The sequence below is a fragment of the Pseudomonas sp. H9 genome (assembly GCF_004353925.1).
In the GTDB taxonomy this organism is placed as follows: domain Bacteria; phylum Pseudomonadota; class Gammaproteobacteria; order Pseudomonadales; family Pseudomonadaceae; genus Aquipseudomonas.
The window spans coordinates 39,335-65,131 of record NZ_SMOK01000010.1 but is presented as its reverse complement, the minus strand read 5'-3'; the positions used below and the strand labels follow the sequence as shown (position 1 = coordinate 65,131).

Below are 25,797 nucleotides of genomic sequence, written 5' to 3'. Positions count from 1 at the left end.
CTCAAGGTTTTTTCGTGGCGTTGGCGTCGTCTTGCAGGATTTTGTCGATGGTTTCAAAGCTGTTTCCCACCAGCGGCTGCACCTCTTTTTGCGGCACATGGCACTGGTTGCAGAAGTAACGACGCGGCGACACTGCCGCCAGGGCCTGGCCGTCGCGATCCATGTAATGGGTAATGCTGATCATCGTCGCCTGGCTGCGTGCACTGTTGGCCCGACTGTGACACGACAGGCATTTATTGCCGTTCATGTCGATCTGGTAGCCACGAATGCTGTGAGGAATGGTCGGTGGCTGGTCGGGGTAGTTGCGCTCACGCTTGAGGTCTTTGTTCTCATCGTTGGCAAGCGGCGGTGCTGGCATGCTCTGGGTCAGTGTGCCACCGGGGCGCCGTCCGTCGGGCCCGGGGGCATCGAGCGGGTAGTTGATGTCAGCGGCCAGGGCCGCGCCGATCACAGCGAACACCAGTAACGGCAGGATTCGAAAAGGCATGTCGGCGCTCCTCAGGCCACGCTGATCAGCTCGATGCGCACGGCGCATTTCTTGTAGTCGGTCTGCTTGGAGATCGGGTCGGTGGCGTCGAGGGTGACTTTGTTGATCAGCTTGTTGGCATCGAAAAACGGCACGAACACCAGACCCTGCGGCGGCTTGTTACGCCCACGGGTTTCGATGCGTGCGCGAATTTCGCCGCGCCGGCTGATCACCTTTACCTCACTGCCGCGCCGCGCATTCAGCGCTTTGGCATCCTCGGGGTGCATGTACACCACGGCATCGGGTACTGCCTTGTAGAGTTCTTCGACCCGCTGGGTCATGGTGCCGGTGTGCCAATGCTCAAGCACCCGCCCGGTACTTAACCAGAACGGATACTGGTCGTCTGGTGCTTCGGCAGGCGGTTCGTAGGGCAGGGCGAAGATGATCGCTTTCTTGTCCGGGTAACCGTAGAACTGCACTCCTGTGCCGGCTTGAACGTAGGGGTCCAGGCCCTCGCGGTAACGCCAGCGCGTTTCCTTGCCGTCGACCACCGGCCAGCGTAGGCCGCGTTCACTGTGATACAGGTCAAAGGGGGCGAGGTCGTGGCCATGCCCACGGCCAAACTGGGCGTACTCTTCAAACAGGCCTTTTTGCAAGTAGAAGCCAAATGCCTTGGCCTCGTCGTTTTTGAAACCGGCGGCCAGTTGCTCGACCGGGAACTGGTCGACCTGACCGTTTTTAAACAACACCTCGAACAGTGTTTTGCCCTTGTATTCCGGCGATTTGGCCAGCAACTCGGCGGGCCAGGTTTCGTCGGTGGTAAAGCGCTTGGAAAACTCAACCAGTTGCCACAAGTCCGATTTGGCTTCACCCGGTGCACTGACCAGTTGGTGCCAGAACTGGGTGCGGCGCTCGGCGTTGCCATAAGCGCCTTCTTTTTCCACCCACATAGCCGTGGGCAGGATCAGGTCGGCGGCCTGGGCGGACACGGTCGGGTACACGTCGGAGACGATCACGAAATTTTCCGGCCGGCGCCAACCCGGTAGTACCTCCTGCATGATGTTAGGGCCGGCATGCATGTTGTTGCTGGCTTGGGTCCAGTAGACGTTGAGCACGCCATCTTTGAGCATGCGGCTCTGCTGCACCGCATGAAAACCGACCTTTTCTTCAATCGTGCCGGCCGGCAGCTTCCAGATTTTTTCAGCCGTGGCGCGGTGCTTGGGATTAGTGACCACCAGATCTGCGGGCAGGCGGTGGGAGAATGTGCCGACTTCGCGAGCAGTACCGCAGGCCGAGGGCTGGCCGGTGAGCGAGAAGGGGCTGTTGCCCGGTTCGCTGATTTTGCCGGTGAGCAAATGAATGTTGTAGATCAGGTTGTTGGCCCACACCCCGCGGGTGTGCTGATTGAAACCCATGGTCCAGAACGACACGACTTTGCGTTTGGGATCGGCATACAGCTCGGCCAGGGCCTTGAGCCGTTCTGCGGGCACCCCGGACTCCTTGGCGGTACGCTCCAGGGTATAGGGGCGCACGAAGGCAGCGAACTGCTCGAAATCGATGTCGCTCCAGGTATTGGCTTTGTCGGCGTTCTTCGCCGCGCTTTCCAGCGGGTTGTCCGGGCGCAGACCATAACCGATGTCTTCGGCGCCGTGGGCAAAGCGAGTGTGCTTGCTGATGAAGTCTTTGTTCACCGCGCCACTCTCGATGATGTGGTTGGCGATGTAATTGAGGATCATCAGGTCGGTCTGCGGCTTGAACACCAGGGGAATGTCGGCCAGTTCGAAACTGCGGTGTTCAAAGGTCGACAGCACGGCAACCTTGACCTGCGGTTGGCTCAAGCGCCGGTCGGTGACCCGGCTCCAGAGAATCGGGTGCATCTCGGCCATGTTTGAGCCCCACAGTACGAAGGCATCGGTGGCTTCGATGTCGTCGTAACAGCCCATGGGTTCATCCATGCCGAAGGTGCGCATGAAGCCCATGACTGCCGAGGCCATGCAGTGGCGGGCGTTGGGGTCGATGTTGTTACTGCGAAAGCCGGCTTTCATCAGCTTGTTGGCGGCATATCCTTCCCACACCGTCCATTGCCCGGAACCAAACATGCCGACAGAACTGGGCCCTTTGTTCTTCAAAGCTTCCTTGAACTTGGCTTCCATAATGTCAAAGGCTTTTTCCCAACTGACCGGCTGGAACTCGCCTTGCTTGTCGTACTGGCCGTTCTTCATGCGCAGCAGCGGTTGGGTCAGGCGGTCATTGCCGTACATGATCTTCGACAGGAAGTAGCCTTTGACGCAGTTCAGGCCGCGATTGACCTCGGCTTTAACATCGCCGTGGGTGGCGACCACACGGTTGTCGCGGGTTGCGACCATCACGCTGCAGCCGGTACCGCAGAAGCGGCAGGGCGCTTTGTTCCAGTCCAGCGTGACCATATCCGCTTCGGTAATCAGGTTACTGGCAGTGGTATAGATCGGCAGCCCGGCAGCTGCCGCTGCGATGGCTGCGGCCTGGGCTTTGGCAAATTCACGGCGGGTCATGCTCATGCGCTGTCTCCTGCGGGGTCGAGGAGTTCGTGATAGATCAACGCCGCATTGAGTACGCCCGGCAAATTGTTGATCAAATCGATACGTTGCAGAATTTGCTGTTCATCGGTGGTTTCAAGCACCACCACCAACTTTCCGGCTGGACTTTCCTGATGCAGCTCCAGGCCCTCGAGCAGGCGCAAGTTGGCTTTCACGGCCTCAAGCAGTTCAGGGCGGGCAAGTACTACAAGGCTGGCAATATGCAGGGTGTCGTCCATGCGCTGGCTCCAACAGACACAATGAGATGTCTATCAATTTGGCGGCCCGGGTGGGCCATAGAGCATTTGCAAAAACCAGATGATGAAACCGTAGCCACCGACAATCGCTACAGACAGTAGTGGGAACAGGCAGGCGACGAGGAAGATGAACAGCAGCGCTTCCTTGCGACGCACGGGTTTTTGTTCTTCAGCCGGTGGCATTGAACGTGCTCCAAGCGGATTTTGCTTGAGCTTAGATCAGCTCACCGCAAGCGTTTAATGCTACGGGTTAATTTAGACCAGTGGCGCGGTGCTGTCGGCTGTTGATGAAGCTGTTTTGTTGTGTTGAGCGTGCAGGCTTGTTGCGGATGCGAATAAGACGCAAAAATAAATTTAACTTCTTTAGCATTAAGCTTTTTAGCGTTTTTGATGGCTGATGAAACTACATTGTTGGGATGGGTTGCGAATGTCAAGTAAGGCTTGACGCGGATTAACTAATACTTTTAATGATTTGTATTTTCTAAGTATTGATGTGAGGTGTCATGCCTGTGAGCTGTGTTTTTGCAAGGTGTGTTTGTGCACTGTGTTGTTAAAGGATGGGGTAAGGATTGGTGGTTGGGTGGGGGCATTTTATTTGTTGTGCCACGGATTTAAATCGGTAATTGGCTATAAATCCGTGGCGTGTGATATGGGCTTAATAGTAAACGGTTATTTCACCAACTAGAACCTCCAGGTCTAAGTAGGTTTCTATGCTTAAATAAACTGAATTACCAGGAGCGGGTAGCTCAATTATTTGGGGGGATTCGAATGGTTGGCTGTCAAGGTTGCCAAGAGTCAGATTCATCGCTCCTCCGTTATTGATTCTTATTCGGCGGTAAGGCTTGCTTAATCGTAAGACGCAAACTGCACTAGTTCCTTTTTTCGCATATAGGTAATTGCCGTCTATGAAAGGTGGGATTTTACCATTTCTTATTTCATTCGGATTTTCTCTTGAACAAACTAAATAGCCAAAGCCAAAGTCATACTGCTGACCTCCAGTTAATTTGCCAACAGCAAATTCCGAGAAGTCAAGCGTATCTTTGTGGTTCTTGAGTATCAGCGACTCAGCCGGGAAGTTTATCGCTGCCGACTCCTCAGGCGCGTGGTCGAAACTAACTTTTGCGGTAACGGTCAGAGGGTTGGCATGGGCGAACTTTTCCAGTTCATTGCGCAGTGCTGGCACATTCAGGCCTGCCGACAGTTCTGAGGCCTGTACCTGCACCGCTCTAGCCGCATAGAAGCTGTACGCCGTGCCGTTCGCTAGCGTGCCGCTGACCACGATCCAATAACGCTGGTTAATGGCCATCAGCTTCCACGGCACAACGGTGATGGTGGCATCGCCAGAGAACGTGGCCAAATCCAGCACACCGTCTTTTGCTTGGGGCACCTGCGGTTTTGGCAGTGCGGTTTGCGCCAGCTTGCCCACGGTCAGATTCAGCACCTTGGACGGTTTGGCGGGTTGACCATTGCGTGTCACTGCATACTGCACGGTGATGGCCTTGCCTTGGCTGGCTGCCACCACGCTGATCGGGATCGGGAAATCGACGTAACCAGAAGCGCTGCCGGGTTTTGGATCGGTTTCGATCGTGTCCGCTGCGTTGGTACCGGTCCAGGCCACAGCCAGGGTGTCGGTGGTCTGCATTCCGTCGTAGCTGACGCGCACCGTCGCGCCCTCCAGGGCATTGATCGGGTCGAGGTTGCCGCCCGGCGCCTGGGTCACGGTCGGTGCCACGAAGTCTTCACCGGCTTGGCGTTGCACCCGGAATGCCAGGGGCGCCGAATTGGCTGTACCGCCATTGGCGCGCGCCACTTGATAGCTCACGCTCACCGGGGTATTGAGGTTGCCGGTGATGTAGCGGGGCAGCACATTGAACTTGATCTCCGTGTCGATATTCTCCGTGGTGACCTTGATGCTGTCACTGAAGCTGGCGTTCGGGAGGCCGGTCCAACTGAGGGTGATGTTGTCGTCCAGCACTTTGCCCTGATACTTCTTCGGTACCACGGCGAGGGTACCGGAGGGCACGGTATCGGGGTCAAGCACACCGTCGTCAACACCGTTGACCGTGGGCGCGGTCAGCTCGGCACCGCCAGCATTGACGATCCGCAACACCAGGGCGTCGGAGACGTTGCCTTTGACGCGGTACTCAAGCCTCAAGGTGCCATCGAGCAATGGGGCGATGAAGGCTTTAGGCACATAGAACGTCACGTCATACCCGACTTCGCCGTCGCTGATGTCTTCATCGTATTGAGCGCTCGATGGGTTACCGTCGGCGTCGGTGCCACGAATGTACAGCCACACCTTATCGCCTGAGTCCATACCGGGATAGGGTTTGACCACCACCGTCGCCCCGCTGTTGGGCAAGCGCTCAGGGTCTAGTTCATCGCCCACGGCTTGCTCGACGCACGGTGCGGGAAAGCCCTGGGCTTGGCCGATGACCTCGAACCGGGTGCGCCGCGAGTGTTGCTCACCGCGGGGGGACACCACGGTGTATTTGACGGCGACGGCGCCCCCGGCGCTGGCTTTGACAATGGCATTGGGCACCGTGAACAGCACCGGCAAGCCTTCTTCCTCCACCTCGCCCGCTTCGGTGTGGGTGAACGGGGTGCCGTCAGGCGGGGTTGCGGTCCAGAAGAGGGTGAGCTGGTCATCGAAGTCCATCTCCGGGTATACCCGCACACGGAGTTGAGTATCGTTGTCGCCCAGTTTGTCCAGATCGAGCTGGCCATCCGGTGCATCGAGGGCATCCGGCTCACGCAGCAAGTCATCACCGACCTCGACCTCGACGTTGAACTGCTGCGACCACAATGACCAGTTGTTGACGATGTCACGCACCTCGTACTCGATCACCACCGGGCCTACTCCGGCTGCCTTGATCGTTTCGGCGGGCACAGGCAGGTCGACGGGGTGGTTTACCTCGATCGACTCCAGCTTGTGTGTCACGAAGTGGCCACCCCAGCTGAGGGTGATGTTGTCGTCTTCGTGCATGTTCGGGTAACGCGGCACGGTGGCAATAATGTTGTCGACGTTAGTGGCGTCGACGACTTCCGGCACTCCGCTCACGACGAGCAGGTTTTCATTGACCGTGGGGGTGGAAGGGACCGGGTCGACACCACCGGGCACAGTCGTTTTGACCCGGATCTCGAGGGGGAAAGACTTGCGCGTGTTGCCGCCAATGGCACTGGTCGTCAGGTAATGCACCGGCGGTGTGCCGTCCTGGATCGCAATACTGGGGATGTTCAGGGTAATGCTGCCTTGGTCGATATGCACTCGCTCGACCAGGCGGCTATCGGCCAGCCGACCGTTCCAGAACAGCTCGATGGTGTCATTTTCCAGGAACTGTGGATACGCGGTGATCAATGCCTGCACCGGGACCGCAGGGTCGGAAATGTCTTTGTAGCGAATGCCGCCATTGCCTTCGGCCAGTGGGATGCGTGGTGGGGGCAAGGTGGGCTCGGGGTCTTGCAGTACGCTGACGGGGCGCAGGCTGGCGAGCAAGCGGCTGAGGGCGCTGAGCTGATGATAGGTGGTCATGGCGGCTCCTGATGGCGGGTGGGTATCAGGAGTGTCGGCGCTTTGTGTGGTGGGCGAAACTGACAAAAATACCAGGGGCCGAAGCCCCCGGCAGGTTTACGAAAGGTTTACGGTTCAAGGTCTGCGGTGTCAACGAACACGTGGTAGTAAGCTGCTGCGGTGGTACCAGCAGCATTGCTGACCCAGTGATAGCCATTGGCTGAGCCGTACTTGATTGCGACTAGAAACTGACGCGCTACCGTAAACGCGTAGCTACCACGTGCGAGGTCTTCTGCGTTGACCCTGTGGCAATCCTCGGTGTAGGAGCCAGGAAAGGGCCTGCCGGGCTCTAATGCCGGGTCGTCGCCAAAGCCTTGATGGCCGCGAAACTTGAAGGTGATCAGGTCATCGAGCGCAGCGTTTTTGTAATTTAACTGGACCACATAGGGCGTACCGTCGAAGGCTGCTGCCGCATTGATGGCGTTGCGGTCATTCTTTTCGGTAAAGTCGCCGGATGGGAGTGGGTCACCGCCGCCCGGCAGCTCGCTGTCGTCCAGCACCAGCACGGCTTGTGAGTCGGACCAGGCGGTGTTGGCGTGGCCTGGATGGCCGACCAGGTCGCGGGTCACGCTGTAGCGCAGCCGCACTTGCCCTTGGCCGGCCTGTTTGATTTGTTCGCTCGTGATCTGAAGCCGCAGCGGTTGTTTGGCCGTTACGTCGGTATCGCTCACTTCATGGGTAAGCGTGACAGTGGCCCAATTGGCGGTGATACGGTCTTTGAATTGAAAGACTTCCTCTCCATCGACACCGAACCACTCAATCGTAACCAGCGCGGGCAGTTCTTGATCCGCCGCTGAAATGACATTGGGCACGCCACTGGCACCGAGCGCAACGGGGAGCTTGAGATTGCCATGCACCGGTGTTTCCGGGTCGGGGTCTGGGCCACCGGGCAGGGTGATATCGACTATCACTGGCGTATCGGGAGCGCGGCCCAACGACTCGCCATTGCGCCAAAGGTCATAGCTGACCTGCAGCGAGCCATTACCGGCTGCCTGGACGGCAGGGTAGGGAACATCGATGAGTAACAGTGGATCGCGGTTCGGGTCGTCGATAGGTATGCCAAGCAGATCCTGCCCTCCCCAATGCGCGACAACCTCATCGTTTTTGGCAATGCCCACCATGGCCGGGATCAAGACTTGAACCGGGGTACGGGCCAACGCTTCATTGATCAGGCCATGCTGCTCGAACAGCGGCACTTTGGGGGCCAGTAACGGCAGTGACGGGTCGAGGTCAATGGTAAAGATCGGGCTGTCGAAGCTGTTTGGCCCTTCGTTGCCGGCCCGGTCTTTGAGAAAGTAGTATGCATAACAATGAACGTTGCCCAGCACTTCGAACACATCGCCATCGAAGGACACTTCGATAGCCGGCTGCTGCAGATCGGCTTTGGCAATGATCTTACGACCTGCCTCCTGCCTCTGTATTCCTTGTGCCGCGCTTACGCTGGGCTGCAGGTAGTACCAGAGTTCATCCTCAAGCTGGATATCGCTCCACTTGGTGACCGTGGCAGTGACCTTACCCAGATGCTCACGCAGGTACTGCCGGGTTACACCGCCTGCAACCACCTCCGCCGGGAACTCAAGCATGGTCGGGCGCGTACCCAGGTTAGGCTTGATATTATCGAGGTCAAGCCAGGTGCTCTGCGATCTGCTGGCCCCAGCGCCTGTCTGAACCGTGTAAAACAGTTCGTGAATCCCTCCACTGTTGAGGTCCAGCTGGTTGACATCAATGGTCAGCGGGAATTGGCTTGGATCTGGATCGGTCAGGGTGATCGAATCGAGCTTGTCCTGCGCATCAAAGAATGTCACCACATTGATGCCGCTGTGGCCTGCCCAGATTTCCTCGATGGTGATGCGCACAGCAGCGCCTCGTTTGTGTAAGGGCAGCAGGAACGCTGTTTGGCCGGCCAGCGGAGGCAAAGCATCCGGGAATGAAGGCGCCGACAGCGTAGCAGGGGCAGGGGGGGTGTGGTCTGACATAGAAGCATCCTTGTGGAAAAAGGGCATCGCTAACGCTGTCACACCACCCCCGGAACACCGGGACGTCGGGAGTTGATTACCAGAAATAGCGCAGGCCCAGGTTTACGCCGTAGGGTTGTTCAATATGCTTGCCGTTGCTGTAGTCGAACTCGCCATGCACCTGAAAGCTGCGCGACAGGCTGGCCGAAACCCCGACCCCCAGCTCGCCCCGCGAACCGGACAGGTCGTTGTTGAACACGTTGTCATTGACCCGCGCCTTGTTGTTATTGGCGAACTCATGGGCATAGGCTGCTTTCACGTAGGGCTGCACACTGCGGCCACCGTCCAGTTCAAACCGACGGCCGCTGGTGACACCGAGTTTGCCCAGATAAGAGCGGGTCTGGTCGCCTTCCGCTTCAAGGCCGTTGCTCAGGGCGTAGTCCTTGTCTTGAATGAACACTGCCGACAGCTGGGCATAGGGTTCGAGGAAGTAGCCTTGGTCCAGTTTGATGTGGCGGCCGACTTCGAGGCTGGTGCCCAGGCCATGGTTGTCGTAGTCACCCTTGGCGCGGGCACCATCGCTGAACATGACCTTGGCGTTGTTCTGGTAGCGGTTGAACTTCACCACGGCGTCGAAGTAGTAGCCGCTGTGCGCGTCTAGCCAGGTGGTGTAAGCGCCTGCATAGTAGCTGTCGATCGACCCGGTCGAGCCGCGGGTCAGGTCCAGGTCGGAGCGGCTGTGGCCGGCCAGCAGGCCCACCAACCATTGGCCGTCGCCCACCGGTAATGGGGCGTCGGCACCAAACGAAATGCCGCGTTGATTCTGGCTGTAACCCACACCGGAGGCATCGGCGACGTTGTACTTGTTGCCGTAGGTGCGCATCCACGCTCCGGCGCTACGGCCATCGTTGTAGCGCAGTTCACCCATGCGGCTGCGCAGTGAAGCCAACTCGCCGTACCATACCGTGGGCGCGGTGTTGAATAGCGCCATGGCCGTACGAGTGCCGGGGCTGACAGTGCGGGTGCTGCCATCGAGGTACCAGTCTTTGCCGTTGCCGTCTTGCACCAGCTTGTAGGACCACGCACCGAGGTCGGCAGTGCCGCCCCCGAGTGCAAAGCGTGCATCGCCGCTTTCGGCATGAATGACGTGTAAGCGCGTATCGACAATTGGGTCAACGCCGCTACTGCGTACGACCAGCGTGTGATTACCGGTGGCGCTGCCGCTGATGTCGATGAAACTGGATTGCTGCTGGCTAAAATCGGCCGACATGACGAATGTACCTGCACCGGCAAGGCTGTTCATTGACAAACGATAGAATTCGCCTTGCTCACCCAGAGAGACGGTGCCGTCGGTCAGGGTCAATGCACCGACGCTACTGTCGCCGGTCATTTGCCAATGGCTGGCGCTGACGCTCAGGCTGGACACATTGTTCAGTGTGCCGGTGAGCGTTGAAGCATTCTGCAGACGGACATCGGTGGTGCTCCCGGCCTCATTGTCGATGTTACCGTCGAGGTTTGCGCGATCAAAGGTAAAGACCGCAGTGCTGTTGCCGCTGACCTTGAGGTTGCCCGTCAACGCGCTGTTGGCCACGTTGACGGTTGCCTTGGAAGCCTGTTCAACATCGAGAATCAGGCCGTCCTTACCGCTCAATGTGGTGCCGTTGAGCAGGTCGATGGTTGCCTCACTGCCTTCGGTGATGTGCAGGGCGGAGCCGTTGCGACCGATCACCTCAGTGCCTTCGAGCCTCAAGGTGCTATCGCGACGGTCGGGGTCGTGGATACCCCTGTAAAACGCCACGCCGTGTAGCCCGCCTTCAAGCTTGCCACCTATGACGCTGGCACTGGCGGCTGACAACTTCACGCCAATACCCGAGTCTTGTGTGGTATCGACGGTGGTATTGCGTAGTTCGATTATGCTCTGATCAGTAACTGTTACACCCAGATCTGCACCCTGTAGGGTACTGTCGGTGACTTGCATCTGCGAGATTTTGTGGTCGAAGCTGCTGTGCACGGCGAGGGCTGCACCCTGGGTGCCAATGTTAACCAGCGTCGAGCCGTTGATCCGTGCGGTGCTGGCGGTCAACGCCAGGGCGTGCTCAAATAAGCCGTCGCCGGTGAGACGAGCGTTATCGAGACTGACATGTGAGTTTGCGCCAACAACCTTGTCGGCAGATGCGTTACTTAAGTTCAGCGTTGAGTCTGTTATCACCACATTCAGCAGATCGCTGCCGTCGCTGTTCAATACCGAACCATTGACCAGCCGGTAACTATCAGCCACCGTGCCAGCGGGTAATGTACGTTTTTCGTTGTCCAGCACTTGGTCGGCGATGGCGGAGCCGGTAGCGAGGGGCAGGCATAGCAGCCAAAAGTGGCGAAACGTTTTTGAGTGAAACCTATTTAGTGTCATGCAGTGACTCCCTTTATTAAGGTATGAGCCAGAGTCCAGTGAGCCTGTCTTATTAGTCAGCTCACTGAACTCTGCTTAAATACTGCAAGTACAATAGGGTTAATTTTTCGTTTTTTATGTAGGATTATTCCTACTCAGCTAGAGGTATCATCAACACGTAATTAAGTTGTTACTTTTTTTCAGCGCCCGACGAGCAATCGAATTCGCATGCATCAGGTGCGATACACACGCAGCCGTTGGCTAGCTCTGCCTTTATCCAAACATTTGATGGGTCCGCCGTGCCTTTCGCCCCCCCTGTTTTCGACAGCTCATACCACACGATAAGTTCGCCTTGTGCGTTAGAAATCGGCAAACAGACGCTGTCAAAGTCAATAACGTGATCAAAGCCATCGGATGCTTGTTCCGCAGTGAGTATAAATTCTTGCTTGCCTTCGGTACCCGGGAGGTCGTTTTCGTCCTCATCTTGCCCTTTCCAATGGACGGTAACGGTATCTTTTGCGGCAAAATTTTGCCGATCCCCGGCAACCGTGACCGTCGCACCCTCCCAGATGCTTTGGCAGCAACCCAAAGACTTAAAGAAGTCACTTTTATCGGGGAAGGAGACAGGAACTAACGTCCCCATTTGGAAGGTGTCGACTTTAACCGACGTGGGCACGGTAAGCGTCGGGTTGCCAGCGGGAAGCGTTGGGTTGGTGACTTGGAGCTGCACCGGTATCGCCTGGCCATCACCGTGCCTAGCAACGTGTTCGTAGGGCAGCGGAACGATGATTTCGGTTTCATCACCTACCAGGTCTACTGTGACTCCGGTCGACGCTTTATTCCAGATAACTTCCACCACGTCCCCAGCTCTGAGGTTTGAATAAGATGGAAGCTTCACACTGACAGGTAAGTCCTTGTCCACGACCCGGATCAGGTTTTCTTCCGGGTTAGCCCCTCCGCCAAGCACGGTGACCGTACCCAGTGCCGGGTTTTCTGGCCCTGGGTCCGGGTTTTCCGGGCCGGGTATACGCAGGTCTACAGACGTTTTCGCTGCACTAGGGGGGCTCTCCGCAATGAGACCGCGAAAAACTTTGTAGTCGACAGAAACTTCTTTTGGCCCTTCGCCGGATGCATCGCCTTCGCTGATCAAGGCGCCGTAGGACACAATAGGTGATTCCAGCGGGAATTGTGGGTTGGTGCCTACTTTGAAGCGAGTTAACGCACGCGCCCCCCAGGTCACCTCAATTTCATCTTGCGGCAAGTGGTTTTGGAATTCATCGATATACACGGTGACACCGAGAATGGCATCGGAGCGGTCGATCAATGGGTCAGGGGTTTCTGTCGCCAACGGAATAATGGCTGTTTTCAGGCCACTTGCCATGGGTTTAAACGCAATCGAAAGCAAGGTATTGGCAGGCAGCTTACTTTCATTCCCGGCACGGGAATAAGCGTAATAGAAGAATTCGACGGTACCGTCTTCATGAAGAGGGTCGCCACTGCCATTGACGAAAACCTCTTTGGGAATGACGCCGGACATCGCCACTTCTGGGTCAAACCCAGAGACTGGGCGCTTCGCAAGCGTTGCCACTTCTTGGACGACACCCGTCCCCGGGATTCTCATGAAAATTTTCGCAGTATCACCAGGGCGTGCAAGCGTGAAAACCGGGAGCTCAAATGGTAAGCCACTGTTGGCTTCCAGATATTCAGGCGTTATACGGTCCGTTTCGAACACCATTGGAGGTGGTGCGATGTTTCGGTTCGGATCATTTTTATCGACAGTAAAAACGGTGTAGTCGGAGAAAACAGGCCCTGCACCGTTATCAACGTAGTATTGCAGTTTATATTCGCCCTCGGCCTGAAATTGGCCAGCGGGTACTCCAATGGCTAAAGGAAAACTTGGACGTCTGTCGTAGACTTCATCGATGATCGGGGTGGGATTGTTATTGAAAAAAACCTTGAAAAGGGCTGGTCCCGCGCCTGCCCATGCAGTCGGGATTTCACCTTGCAGAGGGGCAGAGAGCATCGCAGTTGGAATGAGGTTGGATTCGATGCCCTCATTATCAGGCAACAGGTCTTTCAAAGTGATTGCAGCTAGAGCAAACACTTTTCCTGAATGCCGCCTGGAATTGCGCTTCAGCTTTTCCAATAGGTATTGTTCTCGTGCCTGTTTACCTTCGAGATCTTGAACTTTTATGTTCATTTGAAACGCCTCCGTTTGTTGATCAGCGAATCCGGCTTGAACGTCTGCGGCTTGTATGTTTTATACGCCGCCTTGTGACGGCGCGTAACCTGACAGAAATATCAGGTGCAATGGCAACGCGACTGTGGCAGAGGGTGTTAACCGTTAGTGATCTGCAGCCTCTGGCAATGAAAAAGACAAGGCCCGAGTCTATTCGGGCCTTGGTTGCGGTGCAGCGAATAACAACTCGTAGACAGGTCAGAACTTGACCTTGATCCCAAGAATCCCTTCATACCCATGGCTGTCGTTATCCATCCCCTTCTCGTAGCCGCCAGACACATGGATCGTGGTTTTCTCGCTGACTTGATAATCAACACCCAGGTTCACTTCAGTCCAGGTTCCGCCCATGTCCGTGGTGAACGGTACAAAGCCGTCGCGGGAAGAAAACTCGGTTTTCGGCTGGCCTTTGAACTCGTGCCAGATGCTTGGGCGGACCCAGACATTGGTGCGGTGCAGCTTGCCCTTGTCGTCTTCACGGAACATGTCTTTGTCCAGGCGGACCCCCAGGCGGCCGACCAGCGAGTCGACGTCCTCAAAGCGCACATCGGCAGCGGCATCGTGACCGTCATCGATCTTGACCTTGGTGACAATCACCTGGGCTTGTGGCTCGATTTTCAGCGATTCGTCTTTGTTGAGTTTGAACGGATAGCCAGCTTCCAACGAGGCGGTGATGCCTTTGCCTTTGGTTTTGAAGCGTGGCAGGTCTTGTGGATGTGCCTCGATGTCGAAGTGGTTGAATTGCAGCACACCGTCCAGGTACCAGCCGGCCGGGCCGAAGTGGGTCCAGTAGCCACCAATACCCGTGGCGCGTACCTTGGCGTCGCCTGCCGAGCTGCCATCGGTGTGGTCGACGTCGCCGGCGATTTTGCCGGCCGACACTGATAGGCCGGCTTGGTCGGTGCTGCCATCGGTGTCTTCGTTGCGGTACAGGTCTAGGCCCACCTGGAAGGCTTGTTGGTTGTAGTCAAAGCCTGCGCCGTGGCCCAGGTCTTGCTCGCCCTGGCCATAGATCATCCGGCCCCAGCCCAGCGATGGGCCATAGTCGCTTTTTTCTTCGCCTGGCAGCGGGTCGACCGCGTTGCGCACTTCTTCACCCATACGTTCGTGCAGGGTGTCGACCAGCATGCGGCTGTAGCGCAGGGTCATGCCGGGGATAGCGCTGTACAGCGAGGTTTCCGGGCGATAGTTAGGCACCTGGCGAGTCGGTTGAGGGGTTGGTTTGACCGGCGCCGGCTTGTCGTTGTCAGGCTTAGGCGTTGGTTTCACCGGTTTGTCGTTATCGGGCTTCGGCGTTGGTTTCACCGGCTTGTCGTCGTCAGGGTTGGGTTTTGGCTTATCGTCATCAGGATCGGGTTTTGGTTTGTCATCGTCTGGATCAGGCTTCGGATCGACAGGGACGTCTTTGGTCGAGCGCAGGTACCAGGCTTGCGCGTTGCTGTCGTCCAGGCTGGCGCGGTGCAGGGTGTATTCATAAGGGCCGGCCTTGACCCGGCTGAGCAACCGGAACGCCTGTTGGTCGGTGGTACCGCCGTTGATTGCATCGACCACCTGGATACCGTTGCCGGTGGTCAAGGCACCGGGGCCGCCGGCATTCTTGATCTGCAGGTTGCTACTGCCGCTGGCCTTGCCGCCGTCGACCACCAGTTTGTCCGAAGGCGATTGGTCGTCGTACAGGTAGGTGTTCAGGGCAAAGGTACCGTTGTTACCTTCATAGTCATTGACCGTGAGGGTTTTGTAGTTGCCGCCGACCGGGGCGCTGAAGTCGATCAGGCTGTTGTCGTTGCGCAGGCTGCTGAGGTTCGAGTTGCCGGTGAGTTTCCACAGGCTGGTGTCGCTCATGCTCACGTGCGAGGTGCTGCCAGCGGCGGTGGTAGCGGCGCCATTGACCTGGGAACTGGCCAGGTCAATGGTGGCCAGGCCGGGCTCGGTTGCCCCGGCGTTCACGTTCAGCCACAGGCCGCTGCCGCCGGCAATCACGTCTTCGAAGTCGACATCGGCAACACCGTCAACCGCCACGGTGGCACCGCTGAGGTTGTGCAACACGCTGCCGCGCAGATCAGCTTCGCTGGCCGCCAGGCTGCTGCCTTGCAGGTACAGGGCCGAAGCATCGGCGCCCGCCGCGCTGACGGTCGATTGTTCAGCACTGAGCTGACCGCCATCTTTGACCAACATGCCATGGGCGGCTTCACCCTGGGTGATCACGCTGGCCTGGGACAGGGTGGCGGAGCTGGGAGCACTGTTGACCAGCACACCATGAGAACCGACGCCACTGGTGCTGGCCACGCTGTTGTCGGCTTGCAATTGGCCACCGCGTTCGGCCTGCAAGGCTGCCGAGTTGTCACCGTGGGTGCGGATGCTGGAGTCCTTGAGCTGCAGGGTAGCGTCGTAGCCGTCTTTGAAGTTGCGGCTGACTCGAGCACCGGCGGCGTTGGCGCCGAGGGTCTCGATGGTCACACTGTTGGCTTGCAGGTTGACGCTACCGGGTTTCGGGCCGCCGATACCGGCGTACAGGCCAATCGAACGGTCGCCTTCGGTTTTCACCGAGACACCGTTGAGCTGCATGCTGCCGCCGTCATCCACGGCGGCGCCGTAGGCTTGCTCGCCTTTGGTCAGCAGGTGGGTGCCGTTGGCGATCAACAGGGCGCCTTCGTTACGCGAGGCCAGGGCATGGGGGAAGGTCAGGTTGGACTGCACCGGCGAGCCGTTGCCGCTGGTGGTGACAGTGCCGCCATTGAGAACAATGGTGGAGTTCTGGTTGGCGACCACGCCCATGGCGTTGTCGTTGCCAGAGGTATAGACATTCACATCATTGGCGGTGATGGTCGCATTGCCGGCACTGATGCCCGCAGAGTAGTTGCCTTCGGTGCTGACACTGCCATGGTTAATGGTGATATCGGCACCGTCGCTGGCGCTGATACCGTAGCTGGTTTTCGGCGAGGTGTGCACCTGGCTGTCATTGAGCACCAGGGTGGAGCCAGCGCCTTCAACCAGCACGCCCTGCGCCCAAGGGCCTGTGGCACTGACCGCATCGACGCTGATCTGGCTTTGGCTCACCTGAGCCTGGGAGCCGCCGATAATGTTCAGGCCGATCGAGCGCGGGCCGAGCACCGAAATCTTGCTGTCGCTGATCTGCGCCTGGCTGCTGTCTTCGAGGGATACACCGTGGCTATAGGTGCCCTGGGTAGACAACACGCTTTTATCCAGCACAAGACTACCGCCGGCCATGGCTCTGGCGGCGGCGTTGGGGTTGGTGACCACGCCACTGCCGGTGACCTTGACCTGGCTGTCGGTCAGCGAAATGCTGCTGGCTTCGGCACGGGCACCACCGATATAAGTACCGCTGGTGCTCACGTTCAGGCCCTTGCCGGTGATGGTCGAGCCGTCCAGGGCGTGCAGCACGGCGGTGCTGGTGGTGCTGGTGGCGGCATTGGTGGAATTGAAGGTGCTGTCGGTCAGGGTTATGTCGCTACCGCCTTCAGCACGTGCACCGCTGGCCGAGGCCGCGTTGGTGTTGACGGTGATGTCACTGGCAGTGATATGGCTGCCACTTTCGGCTTTCAGGCTGTGACCGATGGTGCTGCCGCTCGCCGCGCCGCTGGTGCTGACGGTGGTGCCTTGACTCAATGCGATGCTGGCGCCGTCTTTGGCCAGAACGGTCACTGAACCTTTGGCCAGCGTGCTGAGGGCACCGCCGCTGAAGTCGATGGCGCTGCCGTTGCCGGTGGCCAGCAATGCGATGTTGGTGCTACCAGACAAACCGCCCATGCTGACCGTGCTGTTGTCGAGCTTGATGCTGGCGCCGCTCTGTGCGGTGATGCCGGTCATGTTGTTGGCGGTGAAGGCGACTCCCAGAGCGGTTTTCGGGACCATCTCGATGTTCACGCCACTGCCGGTGATCTTGCCACCGTCCTCGGCCACCAACGCTTTCTGGCCGCTGGCAGTGGCGGCGGTGACGGCACCGTTGACCACCGAACCTTGCTCGAAGCTGATCTGCACGCCCGAGCCGGCTTTCACCCCGGTGCTGTTGGCGGCGCGCAGGATGACGCTGGAGCTGTCCGGGGCGCCACTGGAGATGCCTACACCATTGGTGATGGTGACGGTGATCGGTGCAGGCACGCCGAGCAGGCCCATCAGCGCAGTACGGCCCATGTTCAGACCGGCGGTAGATGGTGATGGCTCGTCCAGTTGCTCAATGGTGACAGGAGCTTCTTCTGCTTCGGCACCTTCGATCGGCAGGTAGCACAGCCCACTGATGATCAGGCTGATTGCCAGGGCCAGATGATTGTGGGCCAGGTGTTCGAGGGGGAGTGGGCTTTCGGTCGTGCGTTTCATGACAACCTCCAACAAAATGTATGGAGAAATTGTCTGCCTAGGCAGCAACTCTCTCTGTAGGAGTCGCCTTAGTCGCATGTAGGAATTTCACTGAAGGCTGCGCTGGTCTAGGCTTGTGTTTCAGCCTCACGTTGGCCTGCAAGGAGCGCTCGGATGAGCCGGGTGATGATCGTCGAACCGCTGCCGTTGCTGCGTTTGGCCATTGGCCAGGCCGTGCAGCGCCTGGGTTATCAGGTGGTGGCGCAGGTAGGCAACAGCCAGGAGGCGCTGCTGCACGCGCGCAGTGATGCGCCGCAATTGGTTGTGCTCGAATTGACCATTAGCGGCCTGGGCGGCCTGGACCTGATTCGGCGCTTGAAGTTGCGCGATCCGACTTTGCAGTTTCTGGTGTATACCGGGCAGAACAGCAACCCCTTCGCCCGCCTGTGCATGCAGGCCGGGGTGGATGGGTTTGTCAGCAAGCATGATGACCCGTCCGAGCTGGACAGAGCCTTGCACGCTGTGGTGCACGGGCGGCGCTACTTTCCCAAGGAACGGGCAACGGCATCGACCACCTTGGGCGGCACGGAGCTTGACTCACTTTCGGCGCGGGAGCTGACGGTTCTGGAGCTGATCAGCGAAGGCTGCTCCAATCAGTCCATCGCCGAACAACTGTCGATCAGCTACAAGACGGTCAGTACCTACAAGACCCGCCTGCAGGAAAAGCTACAGGTTGACTCGCGCCTGGCCCTGGCCGGGATTGCCCAGCGCAATGGCATCGGGCCGTTGGGGGTTGGCGCTGTCGACGCGCTTGATGCGCAGGCTCAACCAGACGCAGAACCATTGCAGCAAGCCCTGCTGCAGGCGGTGCTGGAAGCATCACCCAACCCGATGTTTGTGCGTGACCGTGTAGGCCGATTACTGCTGTGCAATCGGCCTTATCTGGAAATGCACCATACCTCGTTCGACCGGGTGCAGGGCCAGCGATTGCTGGATGCGTACTCGCTTTCCGTCGAGCAGGGTCGCAAAGCTCAGGCCCGTTATGAGGCGGTGGTTGAAAAAGGTGAGACGTATACCCTTCAGACCTCGCTTGAAATTCTGGGTGAGCCGCACAGTCTGCAGGTATGGGCGCAGCCCTGGCGGGATGCGCACGGTGCCGTGTTGGGTATGGTGGGGTTTGTCGAAGACATGACCGACCGAAACATCCTGCTCGGTCAACTTCGGGATGCGCATGAGCAAGCGCAGGCCCGGTACCGGCAGTTGACCCGGTTTGCCAGTGTGGTGCTGGGCGACCTTACTGAACCCGTGCAGCGCCTGCAATCAAGCCTTGGTGCGGCAAAGTTGCCGACGGCGGGCCGTTCTGCGCTACAGCGGTTGACGCAGTGCCTGGCGCAACTGGAGCAATTGATCAGCCTGGAGCAAGTGCGCCCGTCATGGGTGCCGGGCCAACTGGACATTGTCGAATGGGTGGCTGGACGGCTTGCTGCGTTCAACGCCCACCTGCCCAAGGGGGGCGTTGCGCCGATGCTGGAGATGAGCGGGGTGGCAGTCAGGCAGCTGTGGATTGATGAGCAACGCTTTGCGGCATTGTTCGACACGCTGTTGCAGTACCTGAGTGAGACTGCTCCTAAAGCTCCGCTGCGGATCAGCCTGGCGACCCGGCTGCAGTCGAACGGGTTCGTTAACCTGAATCTGGCCATTACGCTGAGCCAACCCCTGGAGCACCGTCAGGGGCTTGCCCTGCAACTGTGCCAGAACCTGGCCCAGTCGATGGATGGCAGTTTTCGCAGCGTTCATGAGAGCGGCGAAACGACGTTTCTGATAGAGGTTGAGTTTCCTGCCGCCTTGCCGGGCTGATCCGGGACTGATGAGTGTGAGCGGGCTTGCTGTAGGAGCGGGCTTGCCCCGCGATGCGATGTGTCTGATACACCGCAATCGCGGGGCAAGCCCGCTCCCACCGTCATTACGCTGAGCCAGCCTCTGGAGCACCGAGTGGTGAAACTGCGTTTCTGATAGAGGTTGAGTTTCCTGCCGTCTTGCCGGGCTGATCCGGGACAGATGAGTGTGAGTGGGCTTGCTGTAGGAGCGGGCTTGCCCCGCGATGCGATGTGTCTGATACACCGCAATCGCGGGGCAAGCCCGCTCCCACCGTCATTACGCTGAGCCAGCCCTTGGAGCACCGAGTGGTGAAACTGCGTTTCTGATAGAGGTTGAGTTTCCTGCCGCCTTGCCGGGCTGATCCGGGACTGATGAGTGTGAGTGGGCTTGCTGTAGGAGCGGGCTTGCCCCGCGATGCGATGTGTCTGATACACCGCAATCGCGGGGCAAGCCCGCTCCCACTGTCAAAAGCCGCTCTCGCGCAGCAGCACAGCGGCCACATGGGTCAGCCCTTCACCCAGCAAACTGCGGCGTTCGCCGGCAATCTGCAACCTGCCACGGGTTTCGCGCAGGCTCGGCGGGGCCTGGTCGAGTTGAATCAGTACGTGGAACAGCGGTGGTGTGGGGACGAGTTCTTTGCCGCGGCTGGCAACCGTCAGCGGCCCGCCGTAGCGCGACGCCAGCATGGCGTGGTGCAACTGACTGACCCGGGTGCTGCCAATGGTCAGTACGGTCCCGTTGATCGGCGTCGGTTGTCCTTCAGGGTAGAAGCGCACGTTACCCCCCTGGACCAGGTGCTGAACCTCATCCTGATCGACGTAGGCATCGACCTGCCAGCGGCTGGGGTCGATCAGGATACCAATGGGCTCGCGGCTGTGGACCCACTGGCCGGGCTGCCAGTTGCGGTCCAGGTCCAGCCATTGCCCGGCGAAGGGCGCTTGCAAGGTCAGGCGGGCAATTTCCGAACGCGCTGCCCGGGCTTCTTCAAATTGCACATCGAGGCGTTGGCGAGTGGCAATGGCCTGGTCGGCGCCGGTCGGATCGGCAATCAAACCGCCGAGCCGCGCCTGATAACTTTTAACACTGGCCTCGCTGGTCGAGAGCTTGGAGGCGATGTCAGGTTGATCGAGCGTCACCAGCGCGGCACCGGCGGCTACCGTCCCGGCCGGATGCAGGGCTTGCAAGCGCGCGGGGTAGGGGGCAAAGACGCGCAGCTGGTGTTCGGCACGGGCCACGCCCAAGGCGTGCACCTGGCTGCGCCAAGGCACCGCCAGCAGCACCAGAAGTAGCGCCGCGACGGTCCACCACAGGTGCCGACGGCTGGTACGAATACCGTCACGATGGCTCCACCAATATTTCAACTCTCTCCATACCGGCATGACAATGAACCAGGCCACTTCCACAGCAAAAAGGAAAATCCCCAACAACTTGAAGAACAACAGGTACACCGCCACGGCAATCCCGAGGAACAGCACCAAGCGGTAAACCCAGGTGACCATGGCAAACGCCACCAGCGCCCGGCGCTGGGCCGGGCTGAAGGTTTCAGGCCAGTCTTCGTCGAGACCCAGCAGCACCCGACGCAGGGTCACCCGGGCCAGGGCCGAGGAGCGTTCGTGCAGGTTGGGAAAGTCGAGCAGGTCAGACAGGATGAAATAACCGTCAAAGCGCATGAACGGGCTGGCATTGAGCGCCAGTGACAGTACCCAACTGGTGGTGGCCAGGTAGAGCAGAGCGTTGCGCAGGGGCCCCGGGTCGGACAGCGCCCAGCCCAGGGTGGCCAGCCCGGCCAGGGCCAGTTCGGTGATGATGCCGGCCGAGGCAATCGCCAGGCGTTGCTTGGAACTGCGCAGCTTCCAGCTTTCGCCAGTGTCGGTGTAGAGCATCGGCCACATCACCACGAAAGCGATACCCATATGGCCCACACGTAGCCCCAGGCGTGTGGCCACCAGCGCGTGCCCCAGTTCGTGCAGGGTTTTGGCCAGGGCCAGGGCGATAGCGAAGCTGACCAGGCCTGAAGCAGAAAACGACTCGACCACCGCTGTGGTGAAGGTGTCCCACTGTTGCAGCACCAGCAACACACCGGTAATGCCCAGCAGCAGCACCACGATGCCGGTCAGCGGCTGGAACAGCCAGTTGAGTTTTTTCGCCAGCCACTGCAAGTGCTGTTGCGGGCGCAGCAGCGGCACGCGAAAAAACAAATAGTGGTGCAGCCACCAGCGCCAGCTCAGCCAGGCGTTGCCCTCGCTGCGCGCGGCAAGGCGGGCGAGGGCTTCGCGGGTTGGGCGCAGCAACTGGTGGTTTTCCAGAAACTGGCGAAATTCCACGATTTGCTCAACATCCGGGCGCAAGGGCGTTTCGTCATGAATGGCCTGACAGATGGCTTTCGGTGTGCGGTCCCAACGTAACAGGCACTCGAACTCCAGCCAGCCGATGCGGTAGAAGCGGTTGACCACGGTGTCCTGGATTACCCAGGCCGGTTCGCCGTGGCTGTCCGGTGCGGTCTCCTGCAAGCGTAAGTCATCGCGCAGTGGCGGCAGCGGCTGTTCAGCCGCATTGATGATCACAACCCGCTCCAGGCGCGCAGTGCAGCGAACGGTCGGCGCAGCAGGTAATAGCCCAGTACCACGCGCTCACCATACAGGCGGGCAGTGCCGTGCAGGCCCAGGCGGGCATGTTCGGGCTGGCCTTCGATGCTGGCCAGCAAGCGGTAGGCAACCACACCTTCTTCATTGGCATGGGCCTGATAACTGGTTTCCAGCACTTTGCCTTTGAGTGGCGTTAGCGGGTAAGCGGTGAGGAACAAGGTGACTTCGGCACCAGGCTCCAGGGCAATGGCGTCGGCCACCGGCAATTGGATCTGCATGGCCGGCAGCTTGGGTTCAGCCACCAACAGAATGCGTTCACCGGTGGACACCGGTTTGCCCAGCCAGTCGTTGGGGTCGCTGTACACCGCCACACCGGCCCGTGGCGCGCGCACCTGGGTGCGCTGCAACTGGGCTTTGACTGCGGCCAGTTCTGCCCGACGTTGTTGCACCCGGCCGTTGAGCAAGGTCAGTTCACTTTTGCTTTGCGGGTTGTCGAACGCGCGCTGGCTGGCGGCCATCAATTCTGCATCCGCCACCGCCACTTCCTTGCTCAGCACCTCGGCGCGGCTTTTCAGGGTGGTTTCGTCCAGACGGAACAGCGGTGTGTCCTGCTCGACTGGCTGGTTGGGACGCACCTGCATGCTTTCGATCACCCCATCAATGGGTGAACTAATGATGACCGCTTCGCGCGAAACGATTTCGGCGGGCGCCAGGGCGGTCTGCCGCACCGGCACCAGCAGCAGCGCCACGATCAACCCCAGAGCCAGCAGCACCTGACGCTTGCTGGGCCGCCAACGCGTTAGCCGACGCTGTTTGGCAAACCCTGCCCAGCAGTAGGCCCAGGTACGCCACAGGCCGTCGAACAAGGGGTGCAAAGCCGGCGCTGGCGGGGCATCGAGCAGAAACACCACCAGGCCCAGGCGTTGCCCCTCGCGGTCGTGCAAGGGTATACACCAGAGCCCGCTGGGCCACCATTCGGCCCAACCCTCGGCAATATCCGCAGGCGGATCCAGGGCCTCGCGTGCCAGCCACTTGGGTTGCTCGTCTTCAAGTTGCGTTGCCAGCCAACGCACCGCGCGCTGCAGCCACACCAGGTAGGGTGAGTCTTCCGTAGGCCGGGCCAGGCCCGACACGCATAACAGCCCCAGGCTCTGGCCTTGTTGCTGGAACACCAGTGCCTGATGGTAGTGCAGCAGCGAATACGGGTCGTTGGCGATGGAAAAGCCCAACGCGTTGAGGGAGTCGGCCGCCAGCGCGCGGTCCCGCAGAGCGGCGATGGCCAACAGCAGTTGTGGGTGCGGTAGAGGTTCAGTCATTGGCGCGTGGGAACCGGGCAGTGCCGCTCATACCGGCGATCAACTCGGGGTGCGCGGCATCCAGTCGGGCTTCGAGCTCCACGGTCTGGGCGACGGCATCGACGCGCGCGTTGATGGCACTGACGTGGGCCGGGTAGGCCTTGCCGGTTTCGAGGATCTCCACCTCCAGCGCCTGATTGTCCTTGAGCTTGGGCAACAGGCTGGAAGGCACATTCAAGCGCACCTTCAAGGCGCCGTCACTGACCAGGTCGAACAGTGGCGTGCCGGCGGCGACGGTCTGGAAGGGTTTGGCGTGAACCTTGGCCACGCGCCCGGCGAAGGGCGCCTGGACCAGGCAATAACCGCTCTGGGCCTGGGCCAGGGCGCGGGCGCCGTCGGCCTTTTGCAGTTCGGTGTTGGCCATGGCAACCTCCAGATCGCCCACGGCATCGAGTTTGCGCAGGTTGCGCTTGGCGTCGAGGTTCTGCTTGGCCATGGTCAGCTCGGCCGCGGCGACCCGCGTCCGGGCTTGGGCCTCGGCGCAGTCGAAGCGGGCCAATACCGCATCCTTGGCGACGGTTTGGCCCAGGCCGGCCTTGAACTCGCCCAGGGTGCCGCTCATCTGGCTGGAGAGGGTGGTTTCCAGGCTCGCCACCAGTAACACACGGATGGTGCCGGGGTCTGCCGGGTCAGGGGCTGGCGCGGTGTCTTCGGCCAGCACGGGGGTCAGGAAAAGCGACAGTAATACGGCGAGCAAACGGCGCTCATTGCTGTGTGGCATTCGGCATTCCTTGCGAACTGACGAGGAGGTTGGCGTGTTCTTGTTGGTCCAGCGTGCGTTTGATCTCCCGGGCCAGGGTCTGGATGTCGTGCTGTTCGATCTGTTTGGGCAGGGTGTCCAGGCCAACCGAGTTGTACAGCCGGCCCCAGGCCGCCTGGGCACTGGAGTAAGCGGCTTCGCGTTGGTAGCGCGACAGCAGGTAGCGGCCCTCGGCACGGATCACTTCAAGCTCCGAGCCGTAGGAGGTGGTGCGTGCAGCTTCTGCATAGTTCAACAGGCTCTGGTCGACCTGCAGGCTCTGGTCGGCAAACTCGACTTCCTGGCGCGCCAGGTGGTAGCGCAGCGTGCCCACCCGGACTTGCGTAAGAATGGCCATCGACAGCGCCACCCGGCGCAAATCGTCGGTTTTGCTCTGCGACTCAGCGGCGCTGTTGAGTGACGGCAGTTGCAACAGGCGCAACAGGTTCATCGACACTTGCAGGCCGGTCTCGGTCCAGCCGCTGTTGTAGAGGAACTTGTTGGAGTCGTACTTGTAGCCGAAATCCAGGCTGACGTTAGGCCACAGTTGTGCCTTGGCAATTTTCAGGTCATTTTCGTTGACCCGTTTGCGGTACCACTCTTCCATGATTTCCGGGCGGTTTTTCAGCGACAGCAGCTCAAGTTTGTCGATGTCCTGAGACACTTCCGGCAAGGTCGGTTCAACTTCATCGGCCAGCTCCAGACGTGATCCAGGCGGCAGTGACATCAGCGCCGACAGTTCGGCACGGGCAAACTCCAGGTCCTGGCGGCGCACGGTCAGCAGGTAGATCGAGTCGAGCAGCGCACGTTGGTAGGCCAATATTTCCTGGCGCGGTAGCAAGCCTTTGGTTTCTGCCTGGCGAGCCGACAGCAATGCCTGATGGGTGCGTACCAGCAAACGATCAACCTGTGGCATCAAACGTTGCGCACTGAGGGCGCGCCAGTAGGCATTGCGCACGTCTTGCAGCACGTTCTGCGCCACTTTGCGCCGGCGTTCCTCGGCCATGAGGATTTGGTCGCTTTTCTGCTGGGTGCGGTAGTAGGCCACGCCAAAGTCGAGCAGGCTCCAGCTCAGGCCCAAGCCATAGAGTTCGCGGTAGCGCTCCTCGGAGGTGGATGCCCGCAAGCTTTCCTCGCGGTCTTCGATACCGATGGAGGTACCGCCCGAATCATTGTTACGCCCGGCGTACCCGGCCGAGGCCACCAGGCGTGGCAGCATTTCGTGGCTGGAGACGTCACGCAGGTCACTGGCCAGTGCGCTTTCCATCAACTTCAGGCGGTAGTCCAGGTTGTACTTCAGCGCGCGTGCAGCGGCTTCGTAAAAGGTGATCGGCCGGGTCACCGGTTCCTGGCTGGCGTACATTTGCGCCTGATCACGCACGATCCGTTGCCGAGCTTCTTCCTCGGTGTACTCGTGGGGTTTGGTCGCCGAGCAGGCCGCCAACAAAAAGGTGGAGGCGATGGCCGTACTGAACAACGTTTGCGGCAGTCTTAGCATAG

General features: G+C 59.4%; 14 protein-coding genes. 1 reads left to right on the top strand and 13 read right to left on the bottom strand.

Annotated elements, in window-relative coordinates; translation table 11 throughout:
- Position 1: 1 nt before the first annotated feature.
- The 9 genes from E1573_RS07445 to E1573_RS07405 all read right to left on the bottom strand — a co-directional run bounded on the left by E1573_RS07445 (position 2) and on the right by E1573_RS07405 (position 17,761).
- A complete protein-coding gene (locus tag E1573_RS07445; RefSeq protein WP_133212147.1) occupies positions 2–487 on the bottom strand; it encodes a nitrate reductase cytochrome c-type subunit in 486 nt (161 codons plus the stop codon).
- An 11-nt stretch (positions 488–498) separates the two neighbouring features.
- Positions 499–3,003, bottom strand: a complete 2,505-nt coding sequence (gene napA, locus E1573_RS07440; RefSeq protein WP_133212145.1) for a nitrate reductase catalytic subunit NapA — start codon at positions 3,001–3,003, stop codon at positions 499–501.
- Positions 3,000–3,260: a chaperone NapD gene (locus E1573_RS07435; RefSeq protein ID WP_133212143.1), complete on the bottom strand. Its 261-nt coding sequence runs from the start codon at positions 3,258–3,260 to the stop codon at positions 3,000–3,002. The genes napA and E1573_RS07435 overlap by 4 nt, the downstream gene beginning before the upstream one ends.
- A gap of 33 nt (positions 3,261–3,293) precedes the next feature.
- Positions 3,294–3,461 carry a periplasmic nitrate reductase, NapE protein gene (napE, locus tag E1573_RS07430; RefSeq protein ID WP_133212141.1) on the bottom strand — a complete coding sequence of 56 codons (168 nt, stop codon included), beginning with the start codon at positions 3,459–3,461 and terminating at the stop codon, positions 3,294–3,296.
- 472 nt (positions 3,462–3,933) lie between these two features.
- The gene (locus E1573_RS07425) at positions 3,934–6,810 is read right to left on the bottom strand and encodes a hypothetical protein (protein WP_133212139.1); all 2,877 of its coding nucleotides are present in this window, start codon (positions 6,808–6,810) and stop codon (positions 3,934–3,936) included.
- Between the two features lie 107 nt (positions 6,811–6,917).
- Positions 6,918–8,825, bottom strand: coding sequence for a hypothetical protein (locus E1573_RS07420; protein WP_133212137.1), 1,908 nt, complete (start codon positions 8,823–8,825; stop codon positions 6,918–6,920).
- Between the two features lie 76 nt (positions 8,826–8,901).
- On the bottom strand, positions 8,902–11,211 hold the full coding sequence (locus E1573_RS07415; RefSeq protein ID WP_133212135.1) for an autotransporter outer membrane beta-barrel domain-containing protein: 2,310 nt from the start codon (positions 11,209–11,211) through the stop codon (positions 8,902–8,904).
- Between the two features lie 169 nt (positions 11,212–11,380).
- Positions 11,381–13,390, bottom strand: coding sequence for a hypothetical protein (locus E1573_RS07410; protein WP_133212133.1), 2,010 nt, complete (start codon positions 13,388–13,390; stop codon positions 11,381–11,383).
- A 237-nt stretch (positions 13,391–13,627) separates the two neighbouring features.
- On the bottom strand, positions 13,628–17,761 hold the full coding sequence (locus E1573_RS07405; protein WP_133212131.1) for an autotransporter outer membrane beta-barrel domain-containing protein: 4,134 nt from the start codon (positions 17,759–17,761) through the stop codon (positions 13,628–13,630).
- Positions 17,762–17,914: 153 nt separating this feature from the next.
- Between E1573_RS07405 and E1573_RS07400 the strand changes: the two genes are divergently transcribed.
- A complete protein-coding gene (locus tag E1573_RS07400) occupies positions 17,915–19,597 on the top strand; it encodes a LuxR C-terminal-related transcriptional regulator (protein WP_133212129.1) in 1,683 nt (560 codons plus the stop codon).
- 485 nt (positions 19,598–20,082) lie between these two features.
- Here E1573_RS07400 and E1573_RS07395 read toward each other — a convergent pair whose 3' ends face one another.
- The 4 genes from E1573_RS07395 to E1573_RS07380 are packed head-to-tail and all read right to left on the bottom strand — an operon-like array spanning position 20,083 to position 25,795.
- Positions 20,083–22,179: an HlyD family efflux transporter periplasmic adaptor subunit gene (locus E1573_RS07395; protein ID WP_133212411.1), complete on the bottom strand. Its 2,097-nt coding sequence runs from the start codon at positions 22,177–22,179 to the stop codon at positions 20,083–20,085.
- Complete coding sequence (locus tag E1573_RS07390; protein ID WP_133212127.1) at positions 22,179–23,519, bottom strand: efflux RND transporter periplasmic adaptor subunit; 1,341 nt, start codon at positions 23,517–23,519, stop codon at positions 22,179–22,181. The genes E1573_RS07395 and E1573_RS07390 overlap by 1 nt, the downstream gene beginning before the upstream one ends.
- Complete coding sequence (locus E1573_RS07385) at positions 23,512–24,279, bottom strand: efflux RND transporter periplasmic adaptor subunit (RefSeq protein WP_133212125.1); 768 nt, start codon at positions 24,277–24,279, stop codon at positions 23,512–23,514. The genes E1573_RS07390 and E1573_RS07385 overlap by 8 nt, the downstream gene beginning before the upstream one ends.
- Positions 24,263–25,795, bottom strand: a complete 1,533-nt coding sequence (locus E1573_RS07380; protein WP_133212123.1) for a TolC family protein — start codon at positions 25,793–25,795, stop codon at positions 24,263–24,265. The genes E1573_RS07385 and E1573_RS07380 overlap by 17 nt, the downstream gene beginning before the upstream one ends.
- Between the last annotated feature and the right edge of the window lie 2 nt (positions 25,796–25,797).